The sequence below is a fragment of the Bradyrhizobium sp. HKCCYLS3077 genome (assembly GCF_051167555.1).
Lineage (GTDB): Bacteria > Pseudomonadota > Alphaproteobacteria > Rhizobiales > Xanthobacteraceae > Bradyrhizobium.
In genome coordinates, this window is sequence record NZ_JBNPTH010000001.1 from 1336564 (window position 1) to 1361413 (window position 24850).

Annotated in this window: 21 protein-coding genes; 8 read left to right on the forward strand and 13 right to left on the reverse strand. The window is 67.9% G+C overall.

What is annotated here, in order from left to right; all coding sequences use genetic code 11:
* Nucleotides 1–161: 161 nt before the first annotated feature.
* Genes ACQR0Z_RS05905 through ACQR0Z_RS05920 form a run of 4 tightly spaced genes read right to left on the reverse strand, consistent with a single transcriptional unit; the run spans nucleotide 162 to nucleotide 5249 of the window.
* Nucleotides 162–758 carry a sarcosine oxidase subunit gamma gene (locus tag ACQR0Z_RS05905; protein WP_434917957.1) on the reverse strand — a complete coding sequence of 199 codons (597 nt, stop codon included), beginning with the start codon at nucleotides 756–758 and terminating at the stop codon, nucleotides 162–164.
* Nucleotides 751–3729: a sarcosine oxidase subunit alpha family protein gene (locus tag ACQR0Z_RS05910; RefSeq protein ID WP_434917958.1), complete on the reverse strand. Its 2979-nt coding sequence runs from the start codon at nucleotides 3727–3729 to the stop codon at nucleotides 751–753. Before ACQR0Z_RS05910 ends, ACQR0Z_RS05905 begins: the two co-directional genes overlap by 8 nt.
* A complete protein-coding gene (locus ACQR0Z_RS05915; protein ID WP_434859980.1) occupies nucleotides 3726–3989 on the reverse strand; it encodes a sarcosine oxidase subunit delta in 264 nt (87 codons plus the stop codon). Before ACQR0Z_RS05915 ends, ACQR0Z_RS05910 begins: the two co-directional genes overlap by 4 nt.
* 9 nt (nucleotides 3990–3998) lie before the next feature.
* Complete coding sequence (locus ACQR0Z_RS05920; protein WP_434917959.1) at nucleotides 3999–5249, reverse strand: sarcosine oxidase subunit beta family protein; 1251 nt, start codon at nucleotides 5247–5249, stop codon at nucleotides 3999–4001.
* 56 nt (nucleotides 5250–5305) lie between these two features.
* Between ACQR0Z_RS05920 and ACQR0Z_RS05925 the strand changes: the two genes are divergently transcribed.
* Nucleotides 5306–6289: a GlxA family transcriptional regulator gene (locus ACQR0Z_RS05925; protein WP_434917960.1), complete on the forward strand. Its 984-nt coding sequence runs from the start codon at nucleotides 5306–5308 to the stop codon at nucleotides 6287–6289.
* 15 nt (nucleotides 6290–6304) lie between these two features.
* On the opposite strand, the gene ACQR0Z_RS05930 is transcribed toward ACQR0Z_RS05925, so the two are convergent.
* The 5 genes from ACQR0Z_RS05930 to ACQR0Z_RS05950 all read right to left on the reverse strand — a co-directional run bounded on the left by ACQR0Z_RS05930 (nucleotide 6305) and on the right by ACQR0Z_RS05950 (nucleotide 10960).
* Nucleotides 6305–6772, reverse strand: coding sequence for a J domain-containing protein (locus tag ACQR0Z_RS05930; RefSeq protein WP_434878446.1), 468 nt, complete (start codon nucleotides 6770–6772; stop codon nucleotides 6305–6307).
* A gap of 47 nt (nucleotides 6773–6819) precedes the next feature.
* Nucleotides 6820–7158, reverse strand: a complete 339-nt coding sequence (locus tag ACQR0Z_RS05935) for a Rieske 2Fe-2S domain-containing protein (protein WP_434917961.1) — start codon at nucleotides 7156–7158, stop codon at nucleotides 6820–6822.
* Nucleotides 7159–7362: 204 nt separating this feature from the next.
* Nucleotides 7363–8310, reverse strand: coding sequence for an ABC transporter substrate-binding protein (locus ACQR0Z_RS05940; RefSeq protein WP_434917962.1), 948 nt, complete (start codon nucleotides 8308–8310; stop codon nucleotides 7363–7365).
* A gap of 96 nt (nucleotides 8311–8406) precedes the next feature.
* Nucleotides 8407–9444 (reverse strand): ABC transporter permease subunit, encoded by a 1038-nt coding sequence (locus ACQR0Z_RS05945; protein WP_434859986.1) that lies wholly within the window; start codon nucleotides 9442–9444, stop codon nucleotides 8407–8409.
* On the reverse strand, nucleotides 9437–10960 hold the full coding sequence (locus tag ACQR0Z_RS05950; RefSeq protein ID WP_434917963.1) for a sugar ABC transporter ATP-binding protein: 1524 nt from the start codon (nucleotides 10958–10960) through the stop codon (nucleotides 9437–9439). The genes ACQR0Z_RS05945 and ACQR0Z_RS05950 overlap by 8 nt, the downstream gene beginning before the upstream one ends.
* A gap of 326 nt (nucleotides 10961–11286) precedes the next feature.
* On the opposite strand from ACQR0Z_RS05950, the gene ACQR0Z_RS05955 reads away from it, so the two are divergent.
* The 4 genes from ACQR0Z_RS05955 (at nucleotide 11287) to ACQR0Z_RS05970 (ending at nucleotide 16475) form a co-directional block, all read left to right on the forward strand.
* Nucleotides 11287–12123: an SDR family oxidoreductase gene (locus ACQR0Z_RS05955; protein ID WP_434917964.1), complete on the forward strand. Its 837-nt coding sequence runs from the start codon at nucleotides 11287–11289 to the stop codon at nucleotides 12121–12123.
* Nucleotides 12124–12294: 171 nt separating this feature from the next.
* Nucleotides 12295–13419, forward strand: coding sequence for a diguanylate cyclase domain-containing protein (locus tag ACQR0Z_RS05960; RefSeq protein ID WP_434917965.1), 1125 nt, complete (start codon nucleotides 12295–12297; stop codon nucleotides 13417–13419).
* 88 nt (nucleotides 13420–13507) lie between these two features.
* Entirely contained in the window at nucleotides 13508–14842 is a 1335-nt protein-coding gene (locus ACQR0Z_RS05965; RefSeq protein ID WP_434917966.1) for an acyclic terpene utilization AtuA family protein, read from the forward strand.
* An 85-nt stretch (nucleotides 14843–14927) separates the two neighbouring features.
* Nucleotides 14928–16475, forward strand: a complete 1548-nt coding sequence (locus ACQR0Z_RS05970; RefSeq protein ID WP_434917967.1) for a GMC family oxidoreductase — start codon at nucleotides 14928–14930, stop codon at nucleotides 16473–16475.
* A gap of 316 nt (nucleotides 16476–16791) precedes the next feature.
* Here the strand turns inward: ACQR0Z_RS05970 and ggt are convergent, their stop codons facing one another.
* Nucleotides 16792–18465 carry a gamma-glutamyltransferase gene (ggt, locus tag ACQR0Z_RS05975; protein ID WP_434917968.1) on the reverse strand — a complete coding sequence of 558 codons (1674 nt, stop codon included), beginning with the start codon at nucleotides 18463–18465 and terminating at the stop codon, nucleotides 16792–16794.
* A 189-nt stretch (nucleotides 18466–18654) separates the two neighbouring features.
* On the opposite strand from ggt, the gene ACQR0Z_RS05980 reads away from it, so the two are divergent.
* Nucleotides 18655–20148, forward strand: coding sequence for an amidohydrolase family protein (locus ACQR0Z_RS05980; RefSeq protein WP_434859993.1), 1494 nt, complete (start codon nucleotides 18655–18657; stop codon nucleotides 20146–20148).
* Nucleotides 20145–21074, forward strand: coding sequence for a CobW family GTP-binding protein (locus tag ACQR0Z_RS05985; protein ID WP_434917969.1), 930 nt, complete (start codon nucleotides 20145–20147; stop codon nucleotides 21072–21074). The genes ACQR0Z_RS05980 and ACQR0Z_RS05985 overlap by 4 nt, the downstream gene beginning before the upstream one ends.
* Nucleotides 21075–21089: 15 nt before the next feature.
* Here the strand turns inward: ACQR0Z_RS05985 and ACQR0Z_RS05990 are convergent, their stop codons facing one another.
* From ACQR0Z_RS05990 to ACQR0Z_RS06000, 3 genes are all read right to left on the reverse strand, one after another.
* The gene (locus ACQR0Z_RS05990; RefSeq protein WP_434917970.1) at nucleotides 21090–22226 is read right to left on the reverse strand and encodes a diguanylate cyclase domain-containing protein; all 1137 of its coding nucleotides are present in this window, start codon (nucleotides 22224–22226) and stop codon (nucleotides 21090–21092) included.
* Between the two features lie 94 nt (nucleotides 22227–22320).
* Entirely contained in the window at nucleotides 22321–23397 is a 1077-nt protein-coding gene (locus ACQR0Z_RS05995; RefSeq protein ID WP_434859996.1) for a DnaJ domain-containing protein, read from the reverse strand.
* Nucleotides 23394–23558, reverse strand: a complete 165-nt coding sequence (locus tag ACQR0Z_RS06000; RefSeq protein WP_434917971.1) for a hypothetical protein — start codon at nucleotides 23556–23558, stop codon at nucleotides 23394–23396. The genes ACQR0Z_RS05995 and ACQR0Z_RS06000 overlap by 4 nt, the downstream gene beginning before the upstream one ends.
* 298 nt (nucleotides 23559–23856) lie before the next feature.
* On the opposite strand from ACQR0Z_RS06000, the gene ACQR0Z_RS06005 reads away from it, so the two are divergent.
* Nucleotides 23857–24732: a dihydrodipicolinate synthase family protein gene (locus ACQR0Z_RS06005; RefSeq protein ID WP_434918036.1), complete on the forward strand. Its 876-nt coding sequence runs from the start codon at nucleotides 23857–23859 to the stop codon at nucleotides 24730–24732.
* The last annotated feature ends 118 nt before the right edge of the window (nucleotides 24733–24850 follow it).

Consider the following 24850-nt stretch of genomic DNA (forward strand, 5'->3'; position numbering starts at 1 on the left):
TAGGGTGGCAAAGACAGCGCGCGGCGGAAGCCGCGCGATGGTGTGCCCACCGACTGTCTGGTTCAGCTCTATCGAGATGGTGGGCACGGCGCGCGACATCGCGGCCGACAACTCACGGCGTGCAACGCGCCTTTGCCCACCTTACGGCCGTGCGCGCTGCGCTACGTCTTCACCTCGCCGCCGAACTCCGCCGCGGCGTCGGAGAACCAGCGCCAGAAACTTTGCGACAGGCTGCGGAAGACAGCGATGTTGAAGCAGGGATGGCCGTGCTCGTCGGCATTGCGCCACATGATCGCGCCGATGTGGCCCACCACCGTGGTTGCTGCAGCACCCGGCGGGAAGGCACCGTCGTGCAGGTCGATCGGAAAGCCCTTGGCGAGGACGTCGCGGATGGCCGGGCCGCCGACGCGGACCACGGCATAGCCGCCGCTCTGGTCGACGACGGAGCCGAGCGGGCCGATCGCGGCCTTCAGCGACGGGGCGAGCAGATGGCTGCGCCCGTCGGAGACGGCGAGCCAATGCTGCGGACCGAGGCCGACGAAGGCGATGGAGTCCGTGCCCACGACGGCCGGCGTGCGTGGCAGCGTCAGGCCATAATGATGTTGGACGGCTTCGCGCAACGAAGTGTCCTGGCCCTTGCGCGCCTGCAGGGTGGCGAGGCCGAGATCCGCGCGCTCGACGATCGTCACCCGGCTGCCCTGCGGAGGCACGATGTGATCGGTCAGAGCGGCCCGCGATGACAAGCTGCTGTCAGGCATGCAGCCGCGCTCCTTCTGGATCGACAAAGACCGGTGACACCAGCTCGACCTCGGTGTCGCCATCGCGCACCGGATCATAGGCGCGCATACGCTCGCCGATCCGTTGCGGCCCGCGCTTGACGAGCGCGAGGCCGATCCAGTGACCCAGCATCGGCGAGAACGCCACCGAGGTGACGTAGCCCTCGTCATTCTCAGTGGTCGGCGCCGCGCCACGCGCGAGGATGTGGGCGCCGGCGCGCAGCCGCGCCAGCGGGTCGACGGGACGAAGGCCCACCAGCGTCGGCCGCTCGGGATCGACGAGGCCCGGGCGTTGCGCCAGCACGCGGCCGATATAGTCCTTCTTCGTTGACATCATCCGCCCCAGGCCGAGATCGGCGGCGGTGGTGGTGCCGTTGATCTCGTTGCCGGCGACATGGCCCTTCTCGATGCGCATCACGCCGAGCGCCTCGGTGCCGTAGGGCGTGATCCCGAATTCGGCGCCGGCCGCCATGATCGCGCGGATCGCCGCGTCGCCATGTTGCGCGGGCACCGCGATCTCATAGGCGAGCTCGCCGGAGAACGACACGCGGAACAGCCGCGCCGGTACGCCGCGCCAAGTGAATTCGACGCAGCCGAGATAGGGCAGCGCGGCGTTGGAGACGTCGATGGCGTCGCCGAGGAGGCGCTCCAACAGCCGCCGCGCCTGCGGGCCGGCGATGGAATATTGCGACCATTGCTCGGTGACCGAGACGAGCTGCACGTCGAGCTCCGGCCACAGCACCTGGCGCGCATGTTCGAGGTGCTGCATGACCTTGGCGGCATTGGCGGTCGTGGTCGACACGACGTAATGGTCGGGCGCGAAGCGGGCGGCGGTGCCGTCGTCCAGCACGATTCCGTCCTCGCGCAGCATCACGCCGTAGCGCGTCTTGCCGACGGGCAGGGTCGAGACCATGTTGATGTAGACGCGATCGAGGAAGAGGCCGGCATCGCTGCCCTGCACGTCGATCTTGCCGAGCGTCGACACATCGCAAACGCCGACCTTGCTGCGGACCTCGCGTACCTCGCGCGAGACGATCGGCAGCCAGTCGGCTTCTCCCGGTCGCGTGAACCATTGCGCACGCAGCCAGGCGCCGGTCTCGACGAAGCTTGCGCCGTTCTGTTCGGCCCAGGCATGGCCCGCGGTCAGCCGCGTCGGCCGGAAGTCGCGGCCGCGATGATGGCCGGCAAAGGCGCCGATCGCGACCGGCGCCACCGGCGCGCGGAACATGGTGGTGCCGATCTCGGCCATGGTGCGGCCGGTCAGCTCGGCCATCATGGCATGGCCGTTGATGTTCGAAGTCTTGCCCTGGTCGGTCGCCATGCCCAGGGTCGTGTAGCGTTTCAACAGCTCGACCGAACGGAAGCCTTCGCGCGCCGCCAGCGCGACGTCGGCGCTGGTCACGTCGTGCTGGAAATCGACGAAGGCTTTCGCGCGCGATGCGGCGACATGCCAGAATGGCGACAGTTCCACCTTGTCATCGTCGGCGCGCGGCACCGGAGGAGCGGCGCCGGCGAAGCCCGCGGCGTCCGCGGCAGCGGCGCCCAGCATGGTGCCTTGCCGGAGCGCCTCCGCGAGGCTGAACGCGCCCGATACGGCGCCGGCGATGCTTATGCCCGGTGGCAGGCCGTCAGGAACGAAGGCTGTCGCCGTCTCCGACCAGCGCGGCCGGTGACCGAGATGGGTGGTCAAGCCGAGATTGGGCGACCAGCCGGCGGACATCGCCAGCAGATCGGCGCGCAGCGTTGGCGCGCGACCGTCAGCGGTGCGGATCGTGATCGCCCGCAGGCCGTGCCGTCCGCGCGTGTCGATCACGTCGGCGCCGAGATGGACGGGGATGCCGAGCCGCGTCGCCTCGGCGCGTAGCGGTGCGGCGACGGTGGAGCGGTGATCGATGATGGCGGCGATCGTGACACCATGGCGCGCCAGATCGAACGCGGTGGTCCAGGCATCGTCACAGCCGGTGTAGATCGCGGCCTCGCGGCCGGGCGTCACCGCGAAGCGGTTGACGTAGCCGCGCACGCTGGCGGCCATCATCACGCCCGGACGGTCATTGCCACCGAACACGATCGGGCGCTCGATGGCGCCGCTGGCGAGCACGGCGCGTTTCGCGACGATCTTCCAAAGCCGCTGGCGTGGCTGATGCGGCCGCGGCTCGGCGAGATGGTCGGACACGCGCTCGAGCGCGCCATAGGTGCCGCCGTCATAGACGCCGAACACGCTGGTGCGCGTGAGGATGCGGACGTTCGGCAGCGCCATCAGTTCGTCCGCGATGCCCTCCGCCCATGTGACGCCGGGCTTGCCGTCGATTTCCCTGATGTCGGCGTTCAGCCGGCCGCCGAGGGCAAAGTCCTCGTCGCACAGGATCACGCGTGCGCCGCTGCGGCCGGCGGTCAGCGCCGCTGCGAGCCCCGCAGGTCCGCCGCCGATGACCAGCACGTCGCAGAAGGCGTTGATCTTCTCATAGCTGTCCGGATCAGCCTCTGCGCTGGCGCGGCCGAGGCCGGCCGCATGGCGGATCGCCGGCTCGTAGACCTTCTCCCAGAACGCGGCCGGCCACATGAAGGTCTTGTAGTAGAAGCCGGCGACGAACAGCGGCGACAGCAGCGAGTTGATCGCGCCGACATCGTGGCGCAGCGACGGCCAACGGTTCTGGCTCCAGGCCTGCAGGCCGTCATGGAGCTCGATCGTCGTCGCGCGCGTGTTCGGCTCGCGCCGTGCGCCTGCGCGCAGCTCGACCAGCGCATTCGGCTCCTCCGGCCCGGCGGTCAGGATGCCGCGTGGGCGATGATATTTGAAGGAGCGGCCGACCAGGCGGACGTCGTTCGCAAGCAGCGCCGAGGCCAGCGTGTCGCCGGCGTAGCCCTGATAGGAGACGTCGTCGAAGCTGAAGCGGATCGGCTTGCTACGATCGATCTGGCCGCCCGATGCAAGACGATGGAGATGCGCCGTCATGCCGCGCCCTTCCTGGCGAGCGTCGCACCGAGGATCTCGTGCGAACGCGTATCGCGCGTGACTAGCAGCCAGCTGCGGCAGCCCTGCGCGTGGTACCAGAGCTCCTGGTGCCGGCCGGCCGGGTTGTCGCGCACATACACTGCATCGAAGAAGCGCTGCGGCGCGTCGGCAGCGGCCGGATCCGGGCGCGGCTCGGGATCTCCATGATAGGCGAACTCGATCAGGTCACGCTCGCCGCAGAAGGGGCAGGGGAGACGCATGGACGGCCCTCAATGCAGGTTCGGCTGCGCGCCCTGACCTTTTTCGTCGATCAGGTGGCCGGTCGCGAAACGGTCGAGGCGATAGGAGGATGCAACGGGATGCGGCGTGTCGCGCGCCAGCAGATGCGCGAAGCACCAGCCGGAGCCCGGCGTCGCCTTGAAGCCGCCATAGCACCAGCCGGCGTTGAGATAGAGCCCAGCCAGCGGCGTGCGGTCGATGATCGGCGAGCCGTCCATCGACATGTCGACCAGACCGCCCCAGGAGCGCAGCATGCGCACGCGGCCGATCATCGGCATCAGCGCCATGCCGCCCTCGCAGACGTCCTCGATGGTCGGCAGATTGCCGCGCTGGGCATAGGAATTGTAGCCGTCGATGTCGCCGCCGAACACGAGCCCGCCCTTGTCGGACTGGCTGATGTAGAAATGGCCGGCGCCGAAGGTGATCACGCCGGGGATCAGCGGCTTGATCGCCTCCGAGACGAAGGCCTGCAGCACGTGGCTCTCGATCGGCAGCCGCAAGCCCGCAAGCTGCGCGACCCGCGAGCTGCTGCCGGCGACCGTGAGCCCGACCTTGCCGGCCTGGATGGGGCCGCGCGTCGTCGTGACGCCGGTGATGCGATCGCCGTCGCGCAGGAAGCCGGTGACCTCGCAGTTCTGGATGATGTCGACGCCGCGATCGCTGGCCGCCCGCGCATAGCCCCAGACCACGGCATCATGGCGCGCGGTGCCGCCGCGCCGCTGCAGCAGGCCGCCCTTGATCGGAAACCGCGCATTGTCGAAATCGAGCCACGGCAGCATGCGCCTGACGGCGTCGGCATCGAGCAGCTCGGCATCGGCGCCCGCCAGCCGCATCGCATTGCCGCGCCGGGCAAAGGCATCGCGCTGCGCATCGGAGTGATAGAGGTTCAGCACGCCGCGCTGGCTGACCATCGCGTTGTAGTTCAGGTCCTGCTCCAGTCCTTCCCACAGCTTCATCGACCATTCGTAGAACGGCTCGTTGCCGGGCAGCAGATAATTGGAGCGGATGATCGTGGTGTTGCGGCCGGCATTACCCGAGCCGATCCAGCCCTTCTCGACCACGGCGACATTGCGGATGCCATGCTCCTTGGCGAGGTAGTAGGCGGTGGCGAGCCCATGCCCGCCGCCACCGACGATGATCACGTCGTAGCTCGCTTTCGGAGCGGCGTCGCGCCAGGCCGGCTGCCAGTCGCGATGACCACGCAGGGCCTGGCGGGCGAGGGAGAACAGCGAGTAGCGCATGCGCGTGGGACCACCGGATTGCGTCGGGCACTGTGCGTTGCTATGGCAGGGCGGACATGTCCAGAAACGACCAGAAGATGTCGAGAAACGACGAGGCGCGGGTACACCGCGTCGGCTTCCTGCTCATCCCGGGCTTCGCGCTGATGTCCTATGCGTCGGCCGTCGAGCCGCTGCGGGCCGCCAACGTGCTCAGCGGCCGGACGCTTTATCGCTGGCGTCACGTGGCCATCCGCGGCTCCGACATCCCGGCGTCGAACGGCGTGCGCATCCCGGCCGACGCGACGATCGGAAGCGCGGCGCGGTTCGACTCGATCGTGGTGTGCGCCGGCGGCAATCCGACGGCGTTTTCACATCCGCCGACGCTGGCCTATCTCCGACGCGCCACGCGCTACGGCATCCGCCTGATCGGGGTCTCCGCCGGCCCGTTCATCCTGGCGCAGGCGGGGTTGCTGCAGGGCTATCGCTGCACGATCCACTGGGAGCACATGCCGGCGTTCCGGGAGACGTTTCCGGCGCTGCCGCTCAGCCGCTCGCTGTTCGAGATCGACCGCGACCGCTTCACCTGCGCCGGCGGCATCGCCGCGCTCGACATGATGCATGCGATGATCCGGATCGATCACGGCGCGCGTCTCGCGTCGGCTGTCAGCGACTGGTTTCTGCAGACCGAGATCCGCCGTGGCGAGGCCGCGCAGCGGCTGTCGCCGGCGGAGCGTTTCGGCGTGCATCACCCCAAGCTGGTCGATGCGCTCTCGCGGATGGAGAAGCGGATCGAGCGGCCGCTCGCACCCGCGGAGCTGGCACGTCTCGCCGGACTCTCGTTGCGGCAGCTCGAGCGTCTGTTCGTCCGGCATCTCGGCACCACGATCCACCGCCGCTATCTCTTGGTCCGGCTCGAGCAGGCGCGGGTGCTGCTGCGCCAGAGCACGATGGCGATCGGCGAGGTCGCGCTGGCAACAGGCTTTGCCACGCCGATGCATTTCGCGCGCTGCTATCGCCGCCAGTTCGGCCTCGCGCCGCGCGAGGAGCGCGTGGCGCGCTGATGCTGAGCGTACATGTCAGCCGAGTTGCGCCAGCAAAGCTTCGCGTGCCTCGGAGATGCGTCGATACATGTCGTTGCTGCCGCCGGCGTCGGGATGCGCTGATTTGGCGAGCCGGCGGAACGCGGCGTTGATGTCCGATGCCGCCAGCCGGCCTTGCGGCGGAAGACCCAGGATGGTGCGAAAGGCGTCGTCCTCGTCGTCGCGCGAAAGCTGATCCAGCAGTGTGCGCCGTGCCGCGCGCGCCTCGCGCCGGAGCGTGTCCTGATCCTCGCGCCAGCGCTGCTGGGACATCACGAGGCAGGCGCCGAAGGCGATCCGGCCGTGCGTCTCCAACTCGTCGAGGCTGAACGGCCCGACGACGTCATAGGGCGGCGCCAGCCGCGCGAGCCGTCCGTCCGCTTCATCAACGACAGGGGCGAGCCGCACCGTATCGACGATCCCCATCGTGCCGTTCCAGATCACCCATTCCGCCGAGAGTGTCATGCTGCCGATCTCGCCGAGTCGATCTCCCGCCGGAGCATGCGAGGCGATCAGGCCGATGTCCGGGCCGGCTTGAGCGGCCCGACATCGACCTGAATCTCATCGCCCTCGATCTGCAGCGGGTAGGAATGCAGCGCGTTGCGGACGAGATGCGTGACGCATTTGCCGCTGACACTGTCGAAGCCCCATTGATGATGCGGGCAGGTGATGGTCTTGCCGTCGAAGGTGGCCTCGGTCAGCGGCACGTCGGCATGCGGGCAGCGGCCGCGCCACGCGGTCAGCTGGCCCCCCGCCGGCCAGAGCAGCAGCACGCTCTTCTTGCCGACCTGAAACAGGCCCATGCCGCCTTCGGAAACCGCGCTTGTCGGACAGACGACAGTGAAAGCCATGGAAAGGTCCGTGAAACGTGACGCCGGATCGTTTCACGCAAGTTCCGGACCAGCCGATTATGCGACCGATCATCGTCAGTTTGTCGCGAACGCGACATGCCGAGAGCGTCTCGCCCTACAGCTGTGGAGTGCGCTCCACCAAAGACAACGCCGCCCCGTGGGCGGCGTCTCTCGATCGCGATGGCAACGTGAACCGGCTGCGGCCTATTCCTTCCGCTCCGAGGTCCAGCCCTTGTACTCCGCGACATTGTCCCGGGTGATCAGCTTGGAGGGCAAGAGCTCGACGGTGGAGGCCGGCTTCTGGCCGTTGAGCAGGCCGACGCCAATCTGGACGGCGCGACGGGCCATGAAGAACGGGTCCTGCGAGGCTGAGGCCTGGATCTGCTTGGTGGCCGGATCCTTCAGCGCGGCTTCGATGTCGGGGGCGCCGTCGACGGCGGTGATGATGATGCCGGTGCGCTGCTGCTGGCGTGCGGCGAGATCGGTGCCGATCGCCTGCGGATCGTTGATCGCGAAGATGGCGTCGATCTTGGCAAAGCGCGTCAGGTAGCCCTGCGTCACCGTGAGGCCGCCCTCGCGCGAGCCCTTGCCGTCCTGGTCGCTCGACAGCACCTTGATGCCCGGCGCCTTGGCGAACACGCTCTTGCAGCCGTTGACGCGATCGATCACCGCCGACACTTGCGGGCCGTTCTGGATGATGACGTCGCCTTTGCCGCCGAGCTTGTCGACGATGTACTGGCACGAGATCTCGCCGGCCTGCACGTTGTTGGTGGTGACGGTGGCATCGGCGCCTTCGGCGGCGGTGTCGACCGCGACGACGAGAATGCCTGCCGCCTGCGCCTTCTTGATCGCGGGGCCGATCGCCTTGGGATCGCCGGGGTTGAGCAGGATCATGTCGACGCCCGCGGCGATGAAATTGTCGATCTGCGTGACCTGCTTGCCGAGATCATATTCGAAGCCGACCGTGGTGATCTTGACGTTCGGGTTGGTCTTCTTGGCCTCGAACTCCGCGCCCTTCGACAGGGCGACGAAGAACGGGTTGCCGAGCGAGCCGAGCGAGATGCCGATCGATTTCAGCTCCTTGGCCGAGGACGGCGCGGAGCTCATGACAAGCGCCAGCGCGGTACCGGCGAGCGATATCGTCTTCAACATGGGTGTCCTCCCTGGTCCTTGGCTTGTTGTCTACGCACGGCGGACCAGTGGCCGTGGAAGAATGCGTTGCGGCGAGCGCGGGCTCGCCGTTAATTCTCAGGTGCGGGCCGAGCCTTGCAGGCGGTAGCGGTCGAGCGCGACGGCGCCGATGATGACGAGGCCCTTGATCACGTACTGCCAGATGTCCGACACGCCGACGAGAATGAGCCCGTTCGACAACACGGCGATGATGAGCGCGCCGACCAGCGTGCCCCAGATCGAGCCGATGCCGCCGACGAAGGAGGTGCCGCCGAGGATGACGGCGGTGATGGCGTCGAGCTCGTAGGACTGGCCGAGCTGCAGGCCGTTCGCGGCATAGAGCCGCGCCGCCTGCATGCCGCCGCCGAGGCCGGCGAGCAGGCCCGACATGCCGTAGACGAACATCAGCACGGCCCAGACCTTGATGCCGGCGAGCCGCGCCGCACTCTCATTGCCGCCGACGGCATAGATGTGCACGCCGAGCACGGTGCGGCGCAGGATCAGCCATGAGCCGAGAATGACCAGCAGCGCGATCACTGACAGCCAGGGAATCGAGACGATGCCGGGAATGATCGTCAGCGAGGCGTTGCCGATGAAGGCGTAGGGGATCTCGGGGTTGAAGACGGTGGTGTCGGCGCCCATCAGCCGGGCAAGGCCGCGCACGGCGGTGAGCGATCCGAGCGTGACGATGAACGGCGGAAGCCGCAGCAGCGCGATCAGCGCGCCGTTGACGATACCAAAGGCGAACCCTGTCAGCACGGCCGCGGGTAGCCACAGCGCGCCGAGCTCCGGCATTTTCGACACCGTCAGGCCGGCCATCGCGGCGGCGGCGAGGATCGAGCCGACCGAGAGGTCGATGCCGCCGGTCAGGATGACGAAGGTCATGCCGGCGGCGAGCACGGTGTTGACTGCGGCCTGCTGCAGCACGATGCCGAGATTCTGCCCGGTGAAGAAGCGGCCGTCGGACAGCATGTGGAAGCCGATACACAGGATCAGCAGCACCGGCAGCATGCCAGCGGCGCGGATCATCAGCCGCAGGCGCTGCTGCTTGTTGTCAGTCGCGGACGGCAACCCAGCGGCCGGCGCGGTTTTGGCTTGCGCTGTGTTGTCAGGCATCGACGTGCTCCGTCCCGGTGGCCAGCGCCATGATGTCTTCCTGCGTGACCGGCGAAGTCGCGCTCTGCCGCAGCTCGCCGGCGAGATGTCCCTCGCGCATCACCAGCACGCGGTCGCAGATACCGAGGATCTCCGGCAGGTCGGAGGAAATCACCAGGATCGCGGTGCCGGACTTGGCGAGATTGTCGATGATCGAATAGATCTCGGACTTGGCGCCGACATCGACGCCGCGGGTCGGCTCGTCGAGGATCAGCACCTTCGGCGCGGTCGCGAGCAGTCGCGACAGCAGCACCTTCTGCTGATTGCCGCCGGAGAGTCCGCCGACGGTGACGCCCGGATTGGGCGCGCGGATGCCCAGTGCAGAAAACGCCTCGTCGGCGCGTGTGCGCGCCTTGTCGCGATCGAGAATGCCGCCGAGCCGGGCGTCGCGGCCGATCACTGCGAGGTTGATGTTGTCGGCGCAGGACATGTCGAGGAACAGGCCGAGCGCCTTGCGGTCCTCGGTGAGATAGGCAATCCCGGCATCGAGCGCGTCGCGCGGCGTCGCGATTTCGATCCGCTCGCCGTCGAGCTCGAGATGCCCCGTGGTCTTCGCTGTCGCGCCGATGATGAGATGCGCCAGCTCGGTGCGCCCCGCGCCGATCAGCCCGGCGAGGCCGACGACCTCGCCGGCATGCACGGTGAGCGAGCAGTTCCTGACGCGATGGCCGTCGCCGAGATCGACCGCCGTCAGCACGGCGCGATCGCGCCTGGCATGCGGATCGTGATCCTTCTTGTAGAACGAGGAGACGTCGCGGCCGACCATCATCCGCACGATGCTGTCGGCGCGGATCTCCGGCTTGTCGAGCGAGCCGACCAGGCGGCCGTCGCGCAGCACGGTGACGCGGTCGCCGAGCGCATAGACCTCGTCCATGCGGTGCGAGATGTAGATGATGGCGAGGCCTTCGCTGCGGAGCTGCCGGATCAGTGCGAACAGCTTCTCGCTCTCGCCGGCCGACAGCGAGGTGGTCGGCTCGTCCATGATCAGGATCTTGGAGCGCGCATGCAGCGCGCGGGCGATCTCGACCAACTGGCGCTGGCCCATCGACAGCTCGCCGACCAAGGTCGAGGCAGTGAAGTCGGCACCGAGCCGCGCCAGGATCGGGCCGACGCCCTCGCGCATCGCGCCGCGCGCCAGCAGGCCGGTCTGCGACAGCTCGCGGCCGAGATAGATGTTTTCGGCGACCGTCAGGTTCGGCGCCAGCGACAACTCCTGGTAGATGATCGAAATGCCCGCCGCGCGGCCGCCGAGCGGGCCCTCGATGCGCGCGACCTGGCCGTCGATGCGGATCTCGCCACCGGGATCGGGCCGATAGGCGCCGGACAGGATCTTCATCAAGGTGGATTTGCCGGCGCCGTTTTCGCCCATCAGCGCATGGACTTCGCCGGCATAGACGGTCAGGTCCACCTTCTGCAGGGCCTTGATGGCGAAGAATGACTTCGACACCCCGCGCATCTCGAGGATCGGACCGTTCATCGTGCCTCCCAATGCACGTCGTCTTATCGTCCGCTGCTCGTTGATGTCGGCAGCGGGGACGCCATTAAACTAGAGGCTGTTGCCGAATACAATATGAAAGACAAACCGCAGGCATTTGCGGGTGGAGTCGAAAGCCCGTTGAGTTCGAAGCCGATCAAGCTTTCGCCAGCGCGGCAGCCGCCCGGCATGTTTGGCCGATCGCGCCGATCGCGGTCTCCGCGCAACGCAGGATAGGCGTGGAGTGATGCCAGTCTCCGGATAGCTTTATCGCCGGATGCGGATTATCCCGAGGACTCGCGACGAGATCGACCTGAGGGAGTTGAGACATGCAGCCATCCGACCCGTCCGCCCGGCGTTCGCCGCGCCTGCTTGGCCATTATGTGCTGGTCACCGGCGCGGCGCAGGGGATCGGCCGCGCCATCGCGGTGCGGTTCGCCGAGGAGGGCGCGCATGTCGCAGTCAATTTCGGTGGCCCGTCGCCGTCGGGCGACGAGACGCTGGCGCTGGTCCAGGCGGCGTCCGCCGCGCATGGCCACGGTGCGCGCGACCATGTCGCCGTGAAGGCCGACATCGGCATCGAGACTGACATCGCGAGTATGTTCGAGACTCTGCTGAAGCGCTGGCCGCGGCTCGACTGCCTGGTCAACAATGCCGGCTTCCAGCGGGAGTCGCCGAGCGAGGCGCTCGATGTCGCCGCCTATCGCAAGATCCTCGAGGTGAATCTCAACGGCGCGGTGCTGTGCGCGCGCCATGCGCTGGCCCATTTCGTCGCGCGCGGCGGCGGCGGCAACATCATCAATACGTCGAGCGTGCACCAGATCATTCCGAAGCCCGGCTACCTCGCTTATTCAATCAGCAAAAGCGCGATGGCCGGCCTCACGCGCACCCTGGCGCTGGAGTTCGCCGGCCGCGGCATCCGCGTCAATTCGGTCGGGCCCGGCGCGGTCGACACGCCGATCAACGCGTCCTGGACCGGCGATCCGCAGAAGCGCTCCGTGGTGGAATCGCATATCCCGATGGGACGCGTCGCGTCGGCCGAGGAGATCGCCGGCGTATTCGCCTTCCTCGCCTCGTCGGAGGCGAGCTATATCACCGGACAGACCATCTATGCGTGCGGCGGCATCACCCTGTTCGGCGAGTTCCGCGACAATTGGGCGAGCTGATCGGCTGCCCGGCTCCTGCGTCGCCTCGTCCAGGCACGTTCGATCGAACCGTGCATGTCCTGGTGAAGCTTCGTTAAGCATCGCCAGCGCATGGCTGCTTCTCGCGGGTGCAGCGATATTTCATTAAGCTGCGGGTACGATAGTGCGCGCAATTCGTGAAGTGGAACTGCGATGCAACGCCTGGACCCGGAGATTCGTCGCGAGCTGGCGCATCTGCTGTACAGCTCGATGCCGCTGGTCGGGACGATTTCGGCCGCCGCGGTGGTGATCGGGACCGTGATGGCCTGGGTGGCGCGCGATGCAGCCTATGCATGGATCACGGCGGCGCTGTTCGTGGTCGGCGTCTTCCGTGTGGTGAAGCTCCTGATGTTCGCCGCGCGCTTCGATCAGCTCGATGACGTTGCGATCATCCGCTGGGAACGCCTGTACGGATGGGGCGCTGCCGCCTTTGGCCTCGCCGTCGGCGCGCTGTCTGCACGCGCATTTCAGATTGGCGATGGTCCCGGCATCTGGATGTGCTTCGGGCTGTCGATGGCGTTCTGCGTCGGCATCGTCTCGCGCGTCAGCCCGTGGATCGCGATGACCTCCTCGGCGGTGCTGCTGATCCCCACCGTGATCGCTTGCCTGATGCAGCCCGAGCCCGTGTATCGGATGGGCGCCGGCATGATCGTGCTGTTCTGGATAACCTTGCGCGGCACGTCGTATCGGCTGACCGCGGCCTTCACCGAGCGGATCATGGCGCAACAGGCGCTAGCGCGACAGGCGCATCGCGACTACCTCACAGGGCTGCCGAACCGCGCCGCCTTCGTCGCGGCGCTGTGGCGCGCTGAGCGCCCGATCGCGATCATCGCGGTCGATCTCGACGGCTTCAAGCTCGTCAACGACCGCTTTGGGCACCAGGCCGGCGACGAGCTCTTGTGCCAGGTCGGCGCGCGGCTGCAGGATTGTCTCGGCGGCAGCGGAACCGCGGCGCGTTTCGGCGGCGACGAGTTCATGCTGCTGCTGCCGGCCGCCGAACGCAATGCGGCGCTAGCGCTCGCCGAGGCCGCCGTGTCGGCGCTGTCGCAGCCGTTCACGCTCGCCGGAACGCGCGTGCAGATCGGCGCGAGCGCGGGCATTCTGGTCACCGACGATCAGATGGCCGAAACGGTGGCTTTGCTCGACCAGGCCGACCGCGCGCTCTATGCCGCCAAACGCGCTGGTGGACAGCGCTGCTGCTGGGCCGACGCGGATCTTTCCGTCGCCACCACATGGACGCAGGTTCCGGCGGCGCCGTCGCTCATCCTGTTCGACTAGCGCTTCGCTCACGCGGGGCACATGCTCTGGCAACACCGGAGCAGAGCCGCTATCCTCGCTATAACCAGGACGCAGGGAGGAGCAGCCGTTGCGCAGCATCAGGATCGGCGCAGGCGCCGGCTATTCCGGAGACCGCATCGAGCCCGCGGTGGAACTCGCCGAGAAGGGCGGACTGAATTATCTCGTGTTCGAATGCCTGGCCGAGCGCACCATCGCGCTGGCGCAGCAGGCGCGCATGAAGGATCCGTCCGCCGGCTACGATCCGCTGCTCGCTGCGCGCATGCAGGCGGTGCTGCCGATCTGCCGCGCCAACAATATCCGCGTCGTCACCAATATGGGCGCGGCGAATCCGATCGCGGCCGCCGAAGCCACACGCGCGCTGGCGCGTCAACTCGGGCTGACCGGCCTCAAGATCGCGGCCGTCACCGGCGACGACGTGTTGGATCAGCTGAAGACGGCCGACGTCGCGCTCGACACCGGCGACACGATCCATGGGCTCGGCAATCGCATCGTCTCGGCCAACGCCTATGTCGGCGCGCGCGGGATCGCCGAGGCGCTGGCGTCCGGCGCCGATGTCGTGATCACCGGCCGCGCGGCCGATCCCGCGCTGTTTCTCGGACCTCTGATCCATGAGTTCGACTGGGCGATGGACGATTGGGACCGGCTCGGGCAGGGCACGGTGGTCGGTCATCTCCTGGAATGCGCGGGCCAGATCACCGGCGGCTATTTTGCGGACCCCGGGTTGAAGGACGTTCCTGATCTGGCACGGCTCGGCTTCCCGATCGGCGAGGTGCGCGAGGACGGCGAGCTGATCGTGACCAAGGTTTCCGGCTCCGGCGGCTGCGTCACGCCGGCGACGGTGAAGGAGCAGCTGCTCTACGAGATCCACGATCCCGCGCAGTATTTTCAGCCCGACGTCGTCGCCGACTTTTCGGACGTCACCGTGGAGGAGATCGGCCCGGATCGGGTCCGTGTGAGGGGGGGCCGCGGCAAGCCGAAGACGGGACTGCTGAAGACCTCAGTGGGCTATCTCGACTCCTACATCGGTGAAGGGCAGATCTCCTATGCCGGTCCGGGCGCGGTTGCGCGCGGCCGCCTCGCGCTCGAGGTCGTGAAGGAGCGGCTGGCGCTGACGGGCGTGGCGACGAGCGAGCTGCGCTGCGATCTGATCGGCGCGAACGCGCTGCATGGCGAGGGCCGCGCCGAAGGACACGCGCCCTACGAGGTGCGCCTTCGTGTCGCGGGCCGGACCGAGACGATGGCTGAAGCGATCCGCATCGGCAACGAGGTCGAGACGCTCTACACCAATGGTCCGGCGGGTGGCGGCGGCGCCTGGAAATCGGCGCGCGAGGTCATCGCGGTCGCGTCCTGCCTCGTGCCCGAGCGCGCGGCCGAGCTCTGCATGAGCATGCTGGTGGCCTGAGTTTTCGAGGGCTTCACGGGCGGCGTCCGCTGGCGCAAGGTGCGCACGATGATTTCGATACCCGAGACCAGAGAGACTCCCATCCATGTATGACGTCCTTGTCGTCGGCGGCGGCTCCGCCGGTGCCGCCGTTGCAGCGCGCCTGTCCGAGGATCGCGACCGGCGGGTGCTGCTGCTCGAAGCGGGCGCGGATTGGCGCGCGGCCGACGTGCCCTGGGAGATCGCCACCTCCAATCCAATTCCGATCATCCATGATCGCGCCTTCCAGGAGAAATGGCAGTGGCCGCAGCTGGTGTCGCGCCGCGTGGCCGGGCAGGAGATGCGCTTCTACTGGCGCGGAAAGGGCCTCGGCGGCAGCTCGATGATGAACGGCCAGATCGCGATCCGCGGCGTCGCCGATGCGTTCGACGAATGGGCCGCGAACGGCTGCACCGGATGGTCGTCCAAGGAAATCATGCCGCTGTTCTCGGTGATCGAGGATGATCTCGCCTTCGGCGACCGCGAGGGACATGGACGCGGCGGGCCGCTGCCGGTGTATCGCGCGCCGCCGGAGCAATGGGGCCCGATCGATCGGGCCTTGCGCGATGCGGCGTTGGCGAGCGGCTATCCCTGGTGCGACGATCTCAACGGGCCCGATGGCGAGGGCGTCGCCTGCTACCCGATCAACAGCCGCGACAGCCGCCGCATCTCCACCAACGAAGGCTATCTGGAGCCGGCGCGCGGACGTCCCAATCTGGAGATTCGTGGTCGCGCGCCGGTCGATCGTCTGCTGATCAGCGATGGCCGTGTCACCGGCGTGCGCGTGCATCTCGAAGGCGAGGGCATCAAGGAGATCGCCGCGTGCGAGATCGTGCTGTGCGCCGGCGCCATCCACAGCCCGGCGATCCTGCTGCGCTCGGGCATCGGGCCTGCGGCCGATCTGCAGGCGATGGGTGTCGCGGTCGAGCGCGATCTTCCCGTCGGCCGGCACTTCTTCGACCATCCGCTGTTCCGCACCACGATCCAGCTGCGCGAGGAGCTGCGTCCGACCGATCGCGACACCCGGCACACCAATTGCTGCGTCACCTATTCGTCGGGGCTCGCCGAAGGCGGCAAGCGCGACATGATCCTGATCGCGTTCAACCACCGCGGCATCGGCGTGCCCGGCGCGATCGGCGCCGGCCTGTTCAACGCGTTCTCGCGCGGGACGTTGAAGCTTGCCTCGACCGATCCGACCGTCGATCCGATCGTGGAGGAGAACATGCTCGCTGATGTCCGCGACATCGCGCGGATGCGCGATGCGGTGAAGCGACTGGCCGTGATCACGACGCAGCCGGCACTGCAGGAAGCCGCGGACTGGATCCGCCTCGGCGATACGACACTCACCTTGCCGCAAGCGGCCGCGCTGCCGGATGCCGAGCTCGATGCGTTGTTGCGTCAGATCACCGGCGACATCCAGCATGCAGCGGGCACCTGCCGCATGAGCGCTTTTGACGACGCCGATGGCGTCGTCAATCCGGACGGCACCGTGAAGGGCATCACCGGCCTGCGCGTCGCCGACGCCTCGATCATGCCATCCGACTGCCGCGCCAACACGCATTTCACCACGGTGGTGATCGGCGAGGCGATCGCGCGGATGATGCGGCAGCGGTGAGCTGACGAGCTTCATGGGGAACTCCGCGCCCTGAGGAGCACGCCGAAGGCGGGCGTCTCGAAGGCCGAGGCCACAGCGCGGGCCTCATGGTTCGAGACGCGCCTTCGGCGCTCCTCACCATGAGGAGCGAAAGCCGGCGGCACCGCCACCGGACCGTGAAGGAGCGGCCGGGGTCTCTCCACGACGTCATTGCGAGCTCAGCGAAGCAATCCAGGGGCCGCATGCGTGGCCCTGGATTGCTTCGTCGCTGCGCTCCTCGCAATGACGATGGAGAGAGGCGTCCGGTGGCAGGTGATGCAGCCGCTGACCTAGAACCTCACGCGATCGCGAACCGCATCCCGGCGCGGGCGCGGCCGCCGGAGATCGCGATCGGGGTGCCGTCGGCGCGCCAGCACGCGGCGCCCGTCATGATGCCGTCGTCGCCGAACGCGATCGCGTTCATGCCGCCGGCGACGACCGGCTCATGCTTGATGACATGGCCGCGCGCGGCGAGGGCGTTCGCAACGTCGTCCGGAAAGGCCGGCTCGAGCTCGAGCACGCCGCCCTGCGTCCACAGCCGCGGCGCCTCGACCGCCTCCTGCAGTGTCATGCCGTGGTCAATGAGGTTGACCAGCGCCTGGAACGCCGAGGGGAAGATCCGCAGGCCGCCGGGCAGGCCGAGCGCGTAGCGCAAGCGTCCGTCGCGCAGCGCCATCATCGGCGCCATCGAGGTGAAGACGCGCTTGCCGGGAGCGATCGACAGTGCGCGGCCGGGATGCGGATCGAAATTGTACATGTAGTTGTTGGCGGTCATGCCGGTGCCGGGGATCTGCACGCAGGCGCCGAACAGGCCGTTGATGGTCTGAGTCGCGGCGACGACGTTGCCCTCCGCGTCTGCCACCGTGACATGGGTGGTGTTGGCGGATTCGGTGGGCGAAAGCCCCGGACCGAAGCTCGTGGCCCTGGCCATGTCGATTTCCGCGCGCCGCTCGGCCGCGTACGACTTCGACGTCAGGCGTTCGACCGGCACGTCGACGAAGGCCGGATCTGCAGTCGCGACGGCGCGGTCGGCGAAGGCGATCTTCAGGGCTTCGGCGAGCAGATGCGCGCCGTCGGCCGAGCCGAAGCCGAGCGCGCAGACGTCGAAGCCTTCGAGGATGTTGAGCATCTGCGCGACGTGCACGCCGGACGAGGAGGGCGGCGGCGGACCGAGGATGTCATAACCGCGATAGGAGCCGCGAATGGGCTCCCGCTCGATCACGCGATAGGCTTTGAGGTCGGCGAGATCGATCAGGCCGCCTTGGCCGGTCATGTCGTTGGCGAGCGCGGCCCCGAGCGGTCCATCGTAGAGCGCATCCGGCCCGTGCTCGGCGATCAGCCGCAGCGTCGCCGCGTAGTCGGCCTGGATCACGCGCGCGCCCGCTTTGATCGGCTCGCCGCCTGGGAGGAAAAGCGCCGACAGATTCGGATCGCGGGCGAGATCGCTCGCGACCTGCCGGACGCAGTCGTTGAGATAGGCGCTTGCGATGAAGCCGTGCTCGGCGAGCCGGATCGCGGGCGCCATCACCTCGTGCAGCGGTCGCCGGCCGAACCGCGTCAGCGCCTCGCACCAGCCTTTCAGCGCGCCGGGCACCGCGACGGCCAAGGCGCCGACCGCGTTGCGGCGGTCGCGCGTCTCGCGGGCCAGCGCGATCTCGTCCGAGACGGGATCGTACATGTCCGCCGTGGCGCGCCCTGGCGCGGTGCTCAATCCGTCGAGCACGATGTGGCGGCCATCGGCGAGCCGGATGTGCGACAGGCCGCCGCCGAGAATGCCGACCATCATCGGTTCGACCACCGTCAGCGCGAACAGCGCCGCGATGGCGGCATCGATCGCATTGCCGCCGCGCATCAGCATCTCGGCGCCGGCGCTGGAAGCCAGCGGGTGGTTGGTCACCACCATGCCGCGCGAGCCGGTCGCGGGCTGCTTCTCGCAGGTGAAGTCGGCGATGCGGTGGCTGGACGAAGCCATTCGGTGTCTCCTGTGTCGCCCCGATCCTGACCCATCCGTTGCGTCAGGGGAAGAGCGCGGCCGCAGGGACGAACTGATAGGTGCGCGACGCATGGCTCGGCGCGCATCGATCTCTCCGGCCGCGTTCTCATTGCCGCGCATCTGTGTTAGGGCTTTCAGTAGTTCCACTTCACGGGCCCAGCTGATTTCATGCCTCACTACGATCTGATCATTCGCGGCGGGCGTGTGCTCGACCCGGAAACCAAGCTCGATGCCACCGCCGATGTCGCCATCAAGGATGGCGCGATCGCCGCGGTCGGCGATGTCGGCAGTGCGGCTGATCGGGTGATCGACGCGGCGGGCCTCGCGGTCGTGCCCGGCTTCATCGATCTGCACGCGCACGGCCAGTCGTTGCCGGCGGATCGCATGCAGGCGTTCGACGGCGTCACCACGACACTGGAGCTCGAGGTCGGCGTGCTGCCGGTGGCGCGTTGGTATGATGAGCAGGAGGCGATCGGCCGCACGCTCAACTATGGCGCGGCCGCGGGCTGGGTGTTCGCGCGCATCGCGACGATGACGACGCAGCAGACCGCCTCGACCATCGGCGGCATGGGCGAGGCGATGCGCGACAAGCGCTGGGTCGAGGAGGCCGCGACACCGGCCGAGACCGCGGAGATCGTCGAGCGCACCAGGCAGGCGCTCGACCAGGGCGGCCTCGGCATCGCCTTCCCGAACGCCTATGCGCCGGGCACCGGCATGAAGGAGCTGTCCGAGCTGTGCAGCCTCGCGGCGAAGCAGGACGTGCCGACCTACACCCACATCGCCTACATGTCGAACGTCGACCCGCGCAGCTCGGTCGACGCCTATACACGGCTGATCGGCCTGGCCGGCTCGACCGGCGCGCACATGCACATCTGCCACTTCAACAGCACCAGCCTGCAGGACGTCGAGCGCTGCGCCGAGCTGGTGCAGACCGCGCAGAAGCAGGGCCTCAAGGTCACGACGGAGGCCTATCCCTACGGCACCGGCTCGACCGTGGTCGGCGCCGGCTTCTTCGCCGATCCCGCCTTCTGCCAGCGCATGGGCACCGGCTATGACGCCATCGAGATGGTGGCCGAGCGGCATCGCCTGGGCAGCCGCGACGAGCTGTTGCAACGGCAGCAGGAGGATCCCGGCGCGCTGGTGCTGATCCATTTCCTCGACGTTGCCGTCAACCAGCGCCACCGCGACCTGCTCGACGTCTCCGTGCTGTTTCCGGGCGGCGCCATCGCCTCCGATGCGATGCCGTGGATTCTGGCCAACGGCACCGACTACACCGGCGACGCGTGGCCGCTGCCTGATGACGCCGTGTCGCATCCGCGCTCATCGGCGACCTTCACGAAATTCCTGCGCGAATGGGTGCTGGACCGCAAGACGGTGTCGCTGATGGACGGCATTGCCAAGTGCACGCTGATCCCGGCGCAGATCCTGGAGACATCGACGCCCGCGATGCGCAAGAAGGGCCGGCTGCAGGCCGGCTGCGACGCTGACATCGCCGTGCTCGATCTCGAGAGCTTGCGCGACCGCGCCGACTTCCTCAACATGAACCGGGCATCGGAAGGCGTCAGGCATCTGCTCGTCAACGGCGCGGCCGTCATCAGCGACGGCGATCTCGTGCGCGATGCGCGGCCGGGACGCGCGGTGCGCCGGCCCGTGCTGTCATGATCGTCCCGGTCCTGCTGGTCGCCGGCGCGCTCGGCGCCGGCAAGACGACGTTGCTGAACCATCTGCTCGCCGATCCCGGCGGCCGGCGGATCGCCGCCATCGTCAACGATTTCGGCGCGGTCGACATCGACGCGCAGCTGCTCGGTACGGTGACCGAGGAAGTCATCAGCCTGAAGAACGGCTGCATCTGCTGCTCGCTGCAGGGCGACCTGCTGCGCACGCTCTCCTCCGTCATCAAGCGCGACCCGGCGCCGGATGCGATCGCGATCGAGACGTCGGGCATCTCCGATCCCGCCGAGATCATCCGCAGTTTGATGGACCCCGTGATCTTCAAGGTCGCGCCGCTCGAGACGGTGGTGACCTTGGTTGATCCGCAGCGGCTGCATGACGAGCCCGAGCTGGAGCAGGAGGCGCTGTGGCGCTCGCAATTGCGCGCCGCGGACTTCGTGCTGCTGAGCAAGGCCGATCTGCTCGACCGCGCCGCGCTCGATGCGGTCAGGAGCATCGTCGGCCGCTTCAAACCGCAATCCGCGATCTTCGAGATCGCGCACGGCGCCGTCGCGCCGGACCTGCTGTTCAGCCGCGACATCCGCGCGCCGCGCATATTGCCGCCGCAGCTCCCCGCCGCCGCCGAGCCATTCGCGACGATGACCTGGACGTCACAGGCGCCGCTGTCGCTGGCGCGCTTCCAGGAGGTGATCGGCCGGCTCGCGCCGCGCACGCTGCGCATCAAGGGCGTGCTGTCGTTCACCGAGCATCCCAACCAGCCGATCCTGTTCCAGTCGGTCGCGACGCGCGGCACGCTGGCGCCTTCGCCGGTGGCGCCGCCCGATGGCCTGACCGCGCAGCTCGTGCTGATCGGTCGCGAGGGCGAGCTCGACGAGGCGGAGATCGACGCGCTGCTGCGCGGCGTGATCGTGTCCTGAAATCGACCTGAAAGCTCAGCCGGCCTGGCGCAGCGCGCCAGTGTCGGCGTCCACCCAGGTGCAGCCGCCGCCGCCGGCACGCTTGGCGGCATACAGCGCGCTGTCGACCTGGCGTAGCAGGTCGTCGACCGCGTCATCCGTGAGCGGGCAATCATTGACGAGCAGGCCGGCGCTGGCGCCGATGATGACGGGAATATCCGACAGCAGGAACGGCATCGACAGCGCGCGGACCGCCTCGCGCGCCAGCAGCAAGGCCTCGTCGCGCGCCTGCGCGCCGCCCGCGACCGGCTTCAGCAGCATGAACTCGTCGCCGCCGAACCGCGCGGCCAGGCCGTCAGATCCGACGCAGCTCGACAGCCGGCCCGCGACCTGGCGCAGCAGGTCGTCGCCGGCATGATGGCCGTGGCGGTCGTTGACGGGCTTGAAGCCGTCGAGATCGATGGCGATGATCGCGACGCTGCCGGTGGCAGCTTCCAGCGCAGCGAGGAACGCCGCGCGATTTGGCAGCCCGGTGAGGAAGTCGTGGTTGGCCTGGCGCGCCAGCGCGTGCTTGGCCTCCAGCCGTTCGATGAAGGCGGTGCTGAGATGGCGCGACGCCTCGCGGATCGAGAACCAGAACAGCACCAGCATCGCGGCGCCGAGCTGATAGGGCAGCTCGGGACGCATCAGGCCGGCGATCAAGGTCGGGGCGAACAGTACGGCGGTGGCGCTCAGCACCACCCAGGGGCGGATCGCCGCGCGCGACACCATGCCGACGCAATAGGACATCGACAGGCCGAACGCGATCCAGGCGCCCGGCGCATCATTGAGCTGGAACGCGCGGAAGGTGAGGGCGCCAAGCGCGAGACCGAAGGCGGCGGCGCCGGCGGCGTAGACCTTTTCCCACAGGATCACGTCGCGGTCGGACAGCCGCGCGGCATATTGCTTGTAGCGCAGCAGGCTGACCACGCGCCCCACGGCGTTGACGATGATCGCAATGGCAATGGCGATGTAGCCGGGGTCGCGATGCAGGATCGCCAGCGTCACCGAACCGGTGATGGCGGCGGCGTTGATCGACATGACCTGAGGCAGGGACGTGTACAGCAGATCGACCAGCTCGCGCCGGATCGCCGGATTCGGATGAATGAAGGTCGAAAGCAGCCCATGTCCCATGACGCCACCATGGGACACCTTTGCTAACAGTTGATGGGCGAGGACTGTTCGCGCGGACGGAGCTTCACGATTACCTTAAAGCTTCGTCAATCGCTCAGGGTGCCCGGCTGGGATCGCTGGTGGCATAGGCCGGTGTCGCCGTCGACAGCCGCGCCGGGAGCGGCGCTGCGGCGGCCACCCGCGGGGCCTCGGCCTTGGGCGCCTCCGGCTTCACGTCCGCCTTCGCCTCGGCCTTGGGCGGGTCGAGCTTCAGCGGGCGCAGCGGCTGCCGCTTGGCCATTGCATCCAGAACGGCGCGGTTGGCCTTGTCGATCCGCTTGGCGGCGGCGACGTCGGCGAAGGCGCGGTCGAACTTGCGCAACCGGTAGAACACGATGCCGCGGTCGATATAGGCGTCCTGATAGCGCGGATCGAGCTGGATCGCCGCGTCGAGATCGGCCAGCGCCGCCGCAAAGTCGCCTTTCTGGAAGGCGGCCATGCCGCGATCATGCCGCGCCTGGGCCTCGCTCGAAGGCGTGCCGCCTGGCAGCACGGCCTCCGCCGCGCAGGGCGCGGTGGCGCCGGCGGCACATGGCGCATGATCCTGATCGGCCGAATTGGCCGCATCGGCCTTGCCGGCCCGCGCCGTGGCCGGGTCCACGGCCGCCGCAGCGTTGCCGCCCGCGACACTGGCCGCCGGCTCGCCGCCGGCATTGGCCGGCGCCTCGCCCACGGTCACCGCCTCGGGCATCACGGCGGCGGTTTCGATCGGCTTGGCCGGCACCTCGGACGGCTTGAGCTTGTTGGTCGCGACCACGACCGGCTTGAGCGGGGCGACCGAGGCCGACGACATGTGGGTGAACAGCAGATAGCCGGTGAGCGCCACGGCCGAGGCGCCGGCCAGCGCCATTACGCCGGAAGCGACCTTGTGCACCTTGGCGGCGACGGCGAGCTTGTTGTCCTGCTGGTGCTCGTCGCGGGCGGCGCCGAGCAGCCGGTCATAGGCCGTGCGCTGCTCCTTGTCGCCGAGGATATCGTGGGCGCGAATGATCTGGCGAAACCGCAACGCGGCGTCGGGATCTCCGGGATTGACGTCGGGATGACTCTCCTTGACCGCCTTGCGGAAGGCGGCGCGGATGTCCTCAGCGTCATCGTCCGGAAGAGCTCCGAGTAAATCGTAAAGCGTCTTCATGGCCGCACTCGCTGCAGGTTTCCCTCGTCTCCGATCGAAAATCCCACCGCGAATTTACGCTCGAATTTACGCTGGAGCACTCGAACTAACTCTTTCCACTTGGCATGATGATGCGCCAATCCGGCGGAAAAATGACTGAAAATGGCGAAGTCGGTAGCCATTTCTGCCGCCTTTGGCACCATCACGCCCGTTTTTCGCCACCGAGCGCTACGCAATCTTCGATTGCGGATCGCAAACTCATCGCGATGACCGAGGACTTGCGTCATGGTGAAGAAAAAGTTTGAAGCAGCGTTTAACGCGGCTGCTAACTGATTGCCCCGCGAGCGTATCGCCCGCCAGCGCTGGTGTGAGTTCCGGGCCTGAGGCTCGGATCGGGCCGGCTGCGGTTGGCGCCTTCCCGGATCAGGCCACGTGGCGCTCGGCTTGCAGATGCGCCGGCAGGGCCGCTATACCGACCTCATGACTGATTTTCATGGTGTCTTTCCCTACCTCGCGACCCCGATCAGCGCCGATGGCACGATCCGCACCGATGTGCTGGGGCGGCTGTGCGACGACCTGATCCATGCCGGCGTGCACGGGCTGACGCCGCTCGGTTCGACCGGCGAGTTTGCCTATCTCGACCGCGCCCAGCGCATGACTGTGGTCGAGGCGACGATCGATGCCGCGCGCGGCCGCGTTCCCGTCATCGCCGGCGTGGCCTCGACCGCCATTGCCGACGCCGTGGCGCAGGCCAAGGCGTATCAGGCGCGCGGCGCGAGCGGCATCCTGGCAGTGCTGGAGGCCTATTTCCCGGTCAATGATGCCGGCGTGGAGGCCTATTTCCGCGCCATCGCCGACGCGGTCGACGTTCCCGTCGTGATCTACACCAATCCGCAATTCCAGCGCTCGGACCTGTCGCTCGACGTGATCGCCGATCTCGCCGAGCACCCGCGCATCAACTACATCAAGGACGCCTCGACAAACACGGGCCGGCTGCTGTCGATCATCAATCGCTGCGGCGATGCCATCAAGGTGTTCGCGGCGTCCTCGCATATCCCGGCAGCCGTGATGATGATCGGCGGTCACGGCTGGATGGCCGGACCCGCCTGCATCATCCCGCGCCAGAGCGTGGAGCTCTACAATCTCTGCAAGGCGTCGTGCTGGGACGACGCGATGATGCTGCAAAGGAAGCTATGGCGCGTCAACGAGGCCTTCGCCCGCTTCAACCTCGCCGCCTGCATCAAGGCGGGCCTGTCGATCCAGGGCTACGATGTCGGCGACCCCGTGCCGCCGCAGGCCGCGCTGACGTCGGAGCAGCGCAGGGTCGTCGAAGAGGTGCTGTACAGCCTGGGGTGAGCGCTTGCTTCGGTCTTTCGATGCGTCATTCCGGGGCAGCCCGCAGGGCTGAGCCCGGAATCCATACGCCGTGTCCTCGCCGTCAGGCGGGTTTGAAGAGTTTTTGTCCGTCTTCCTC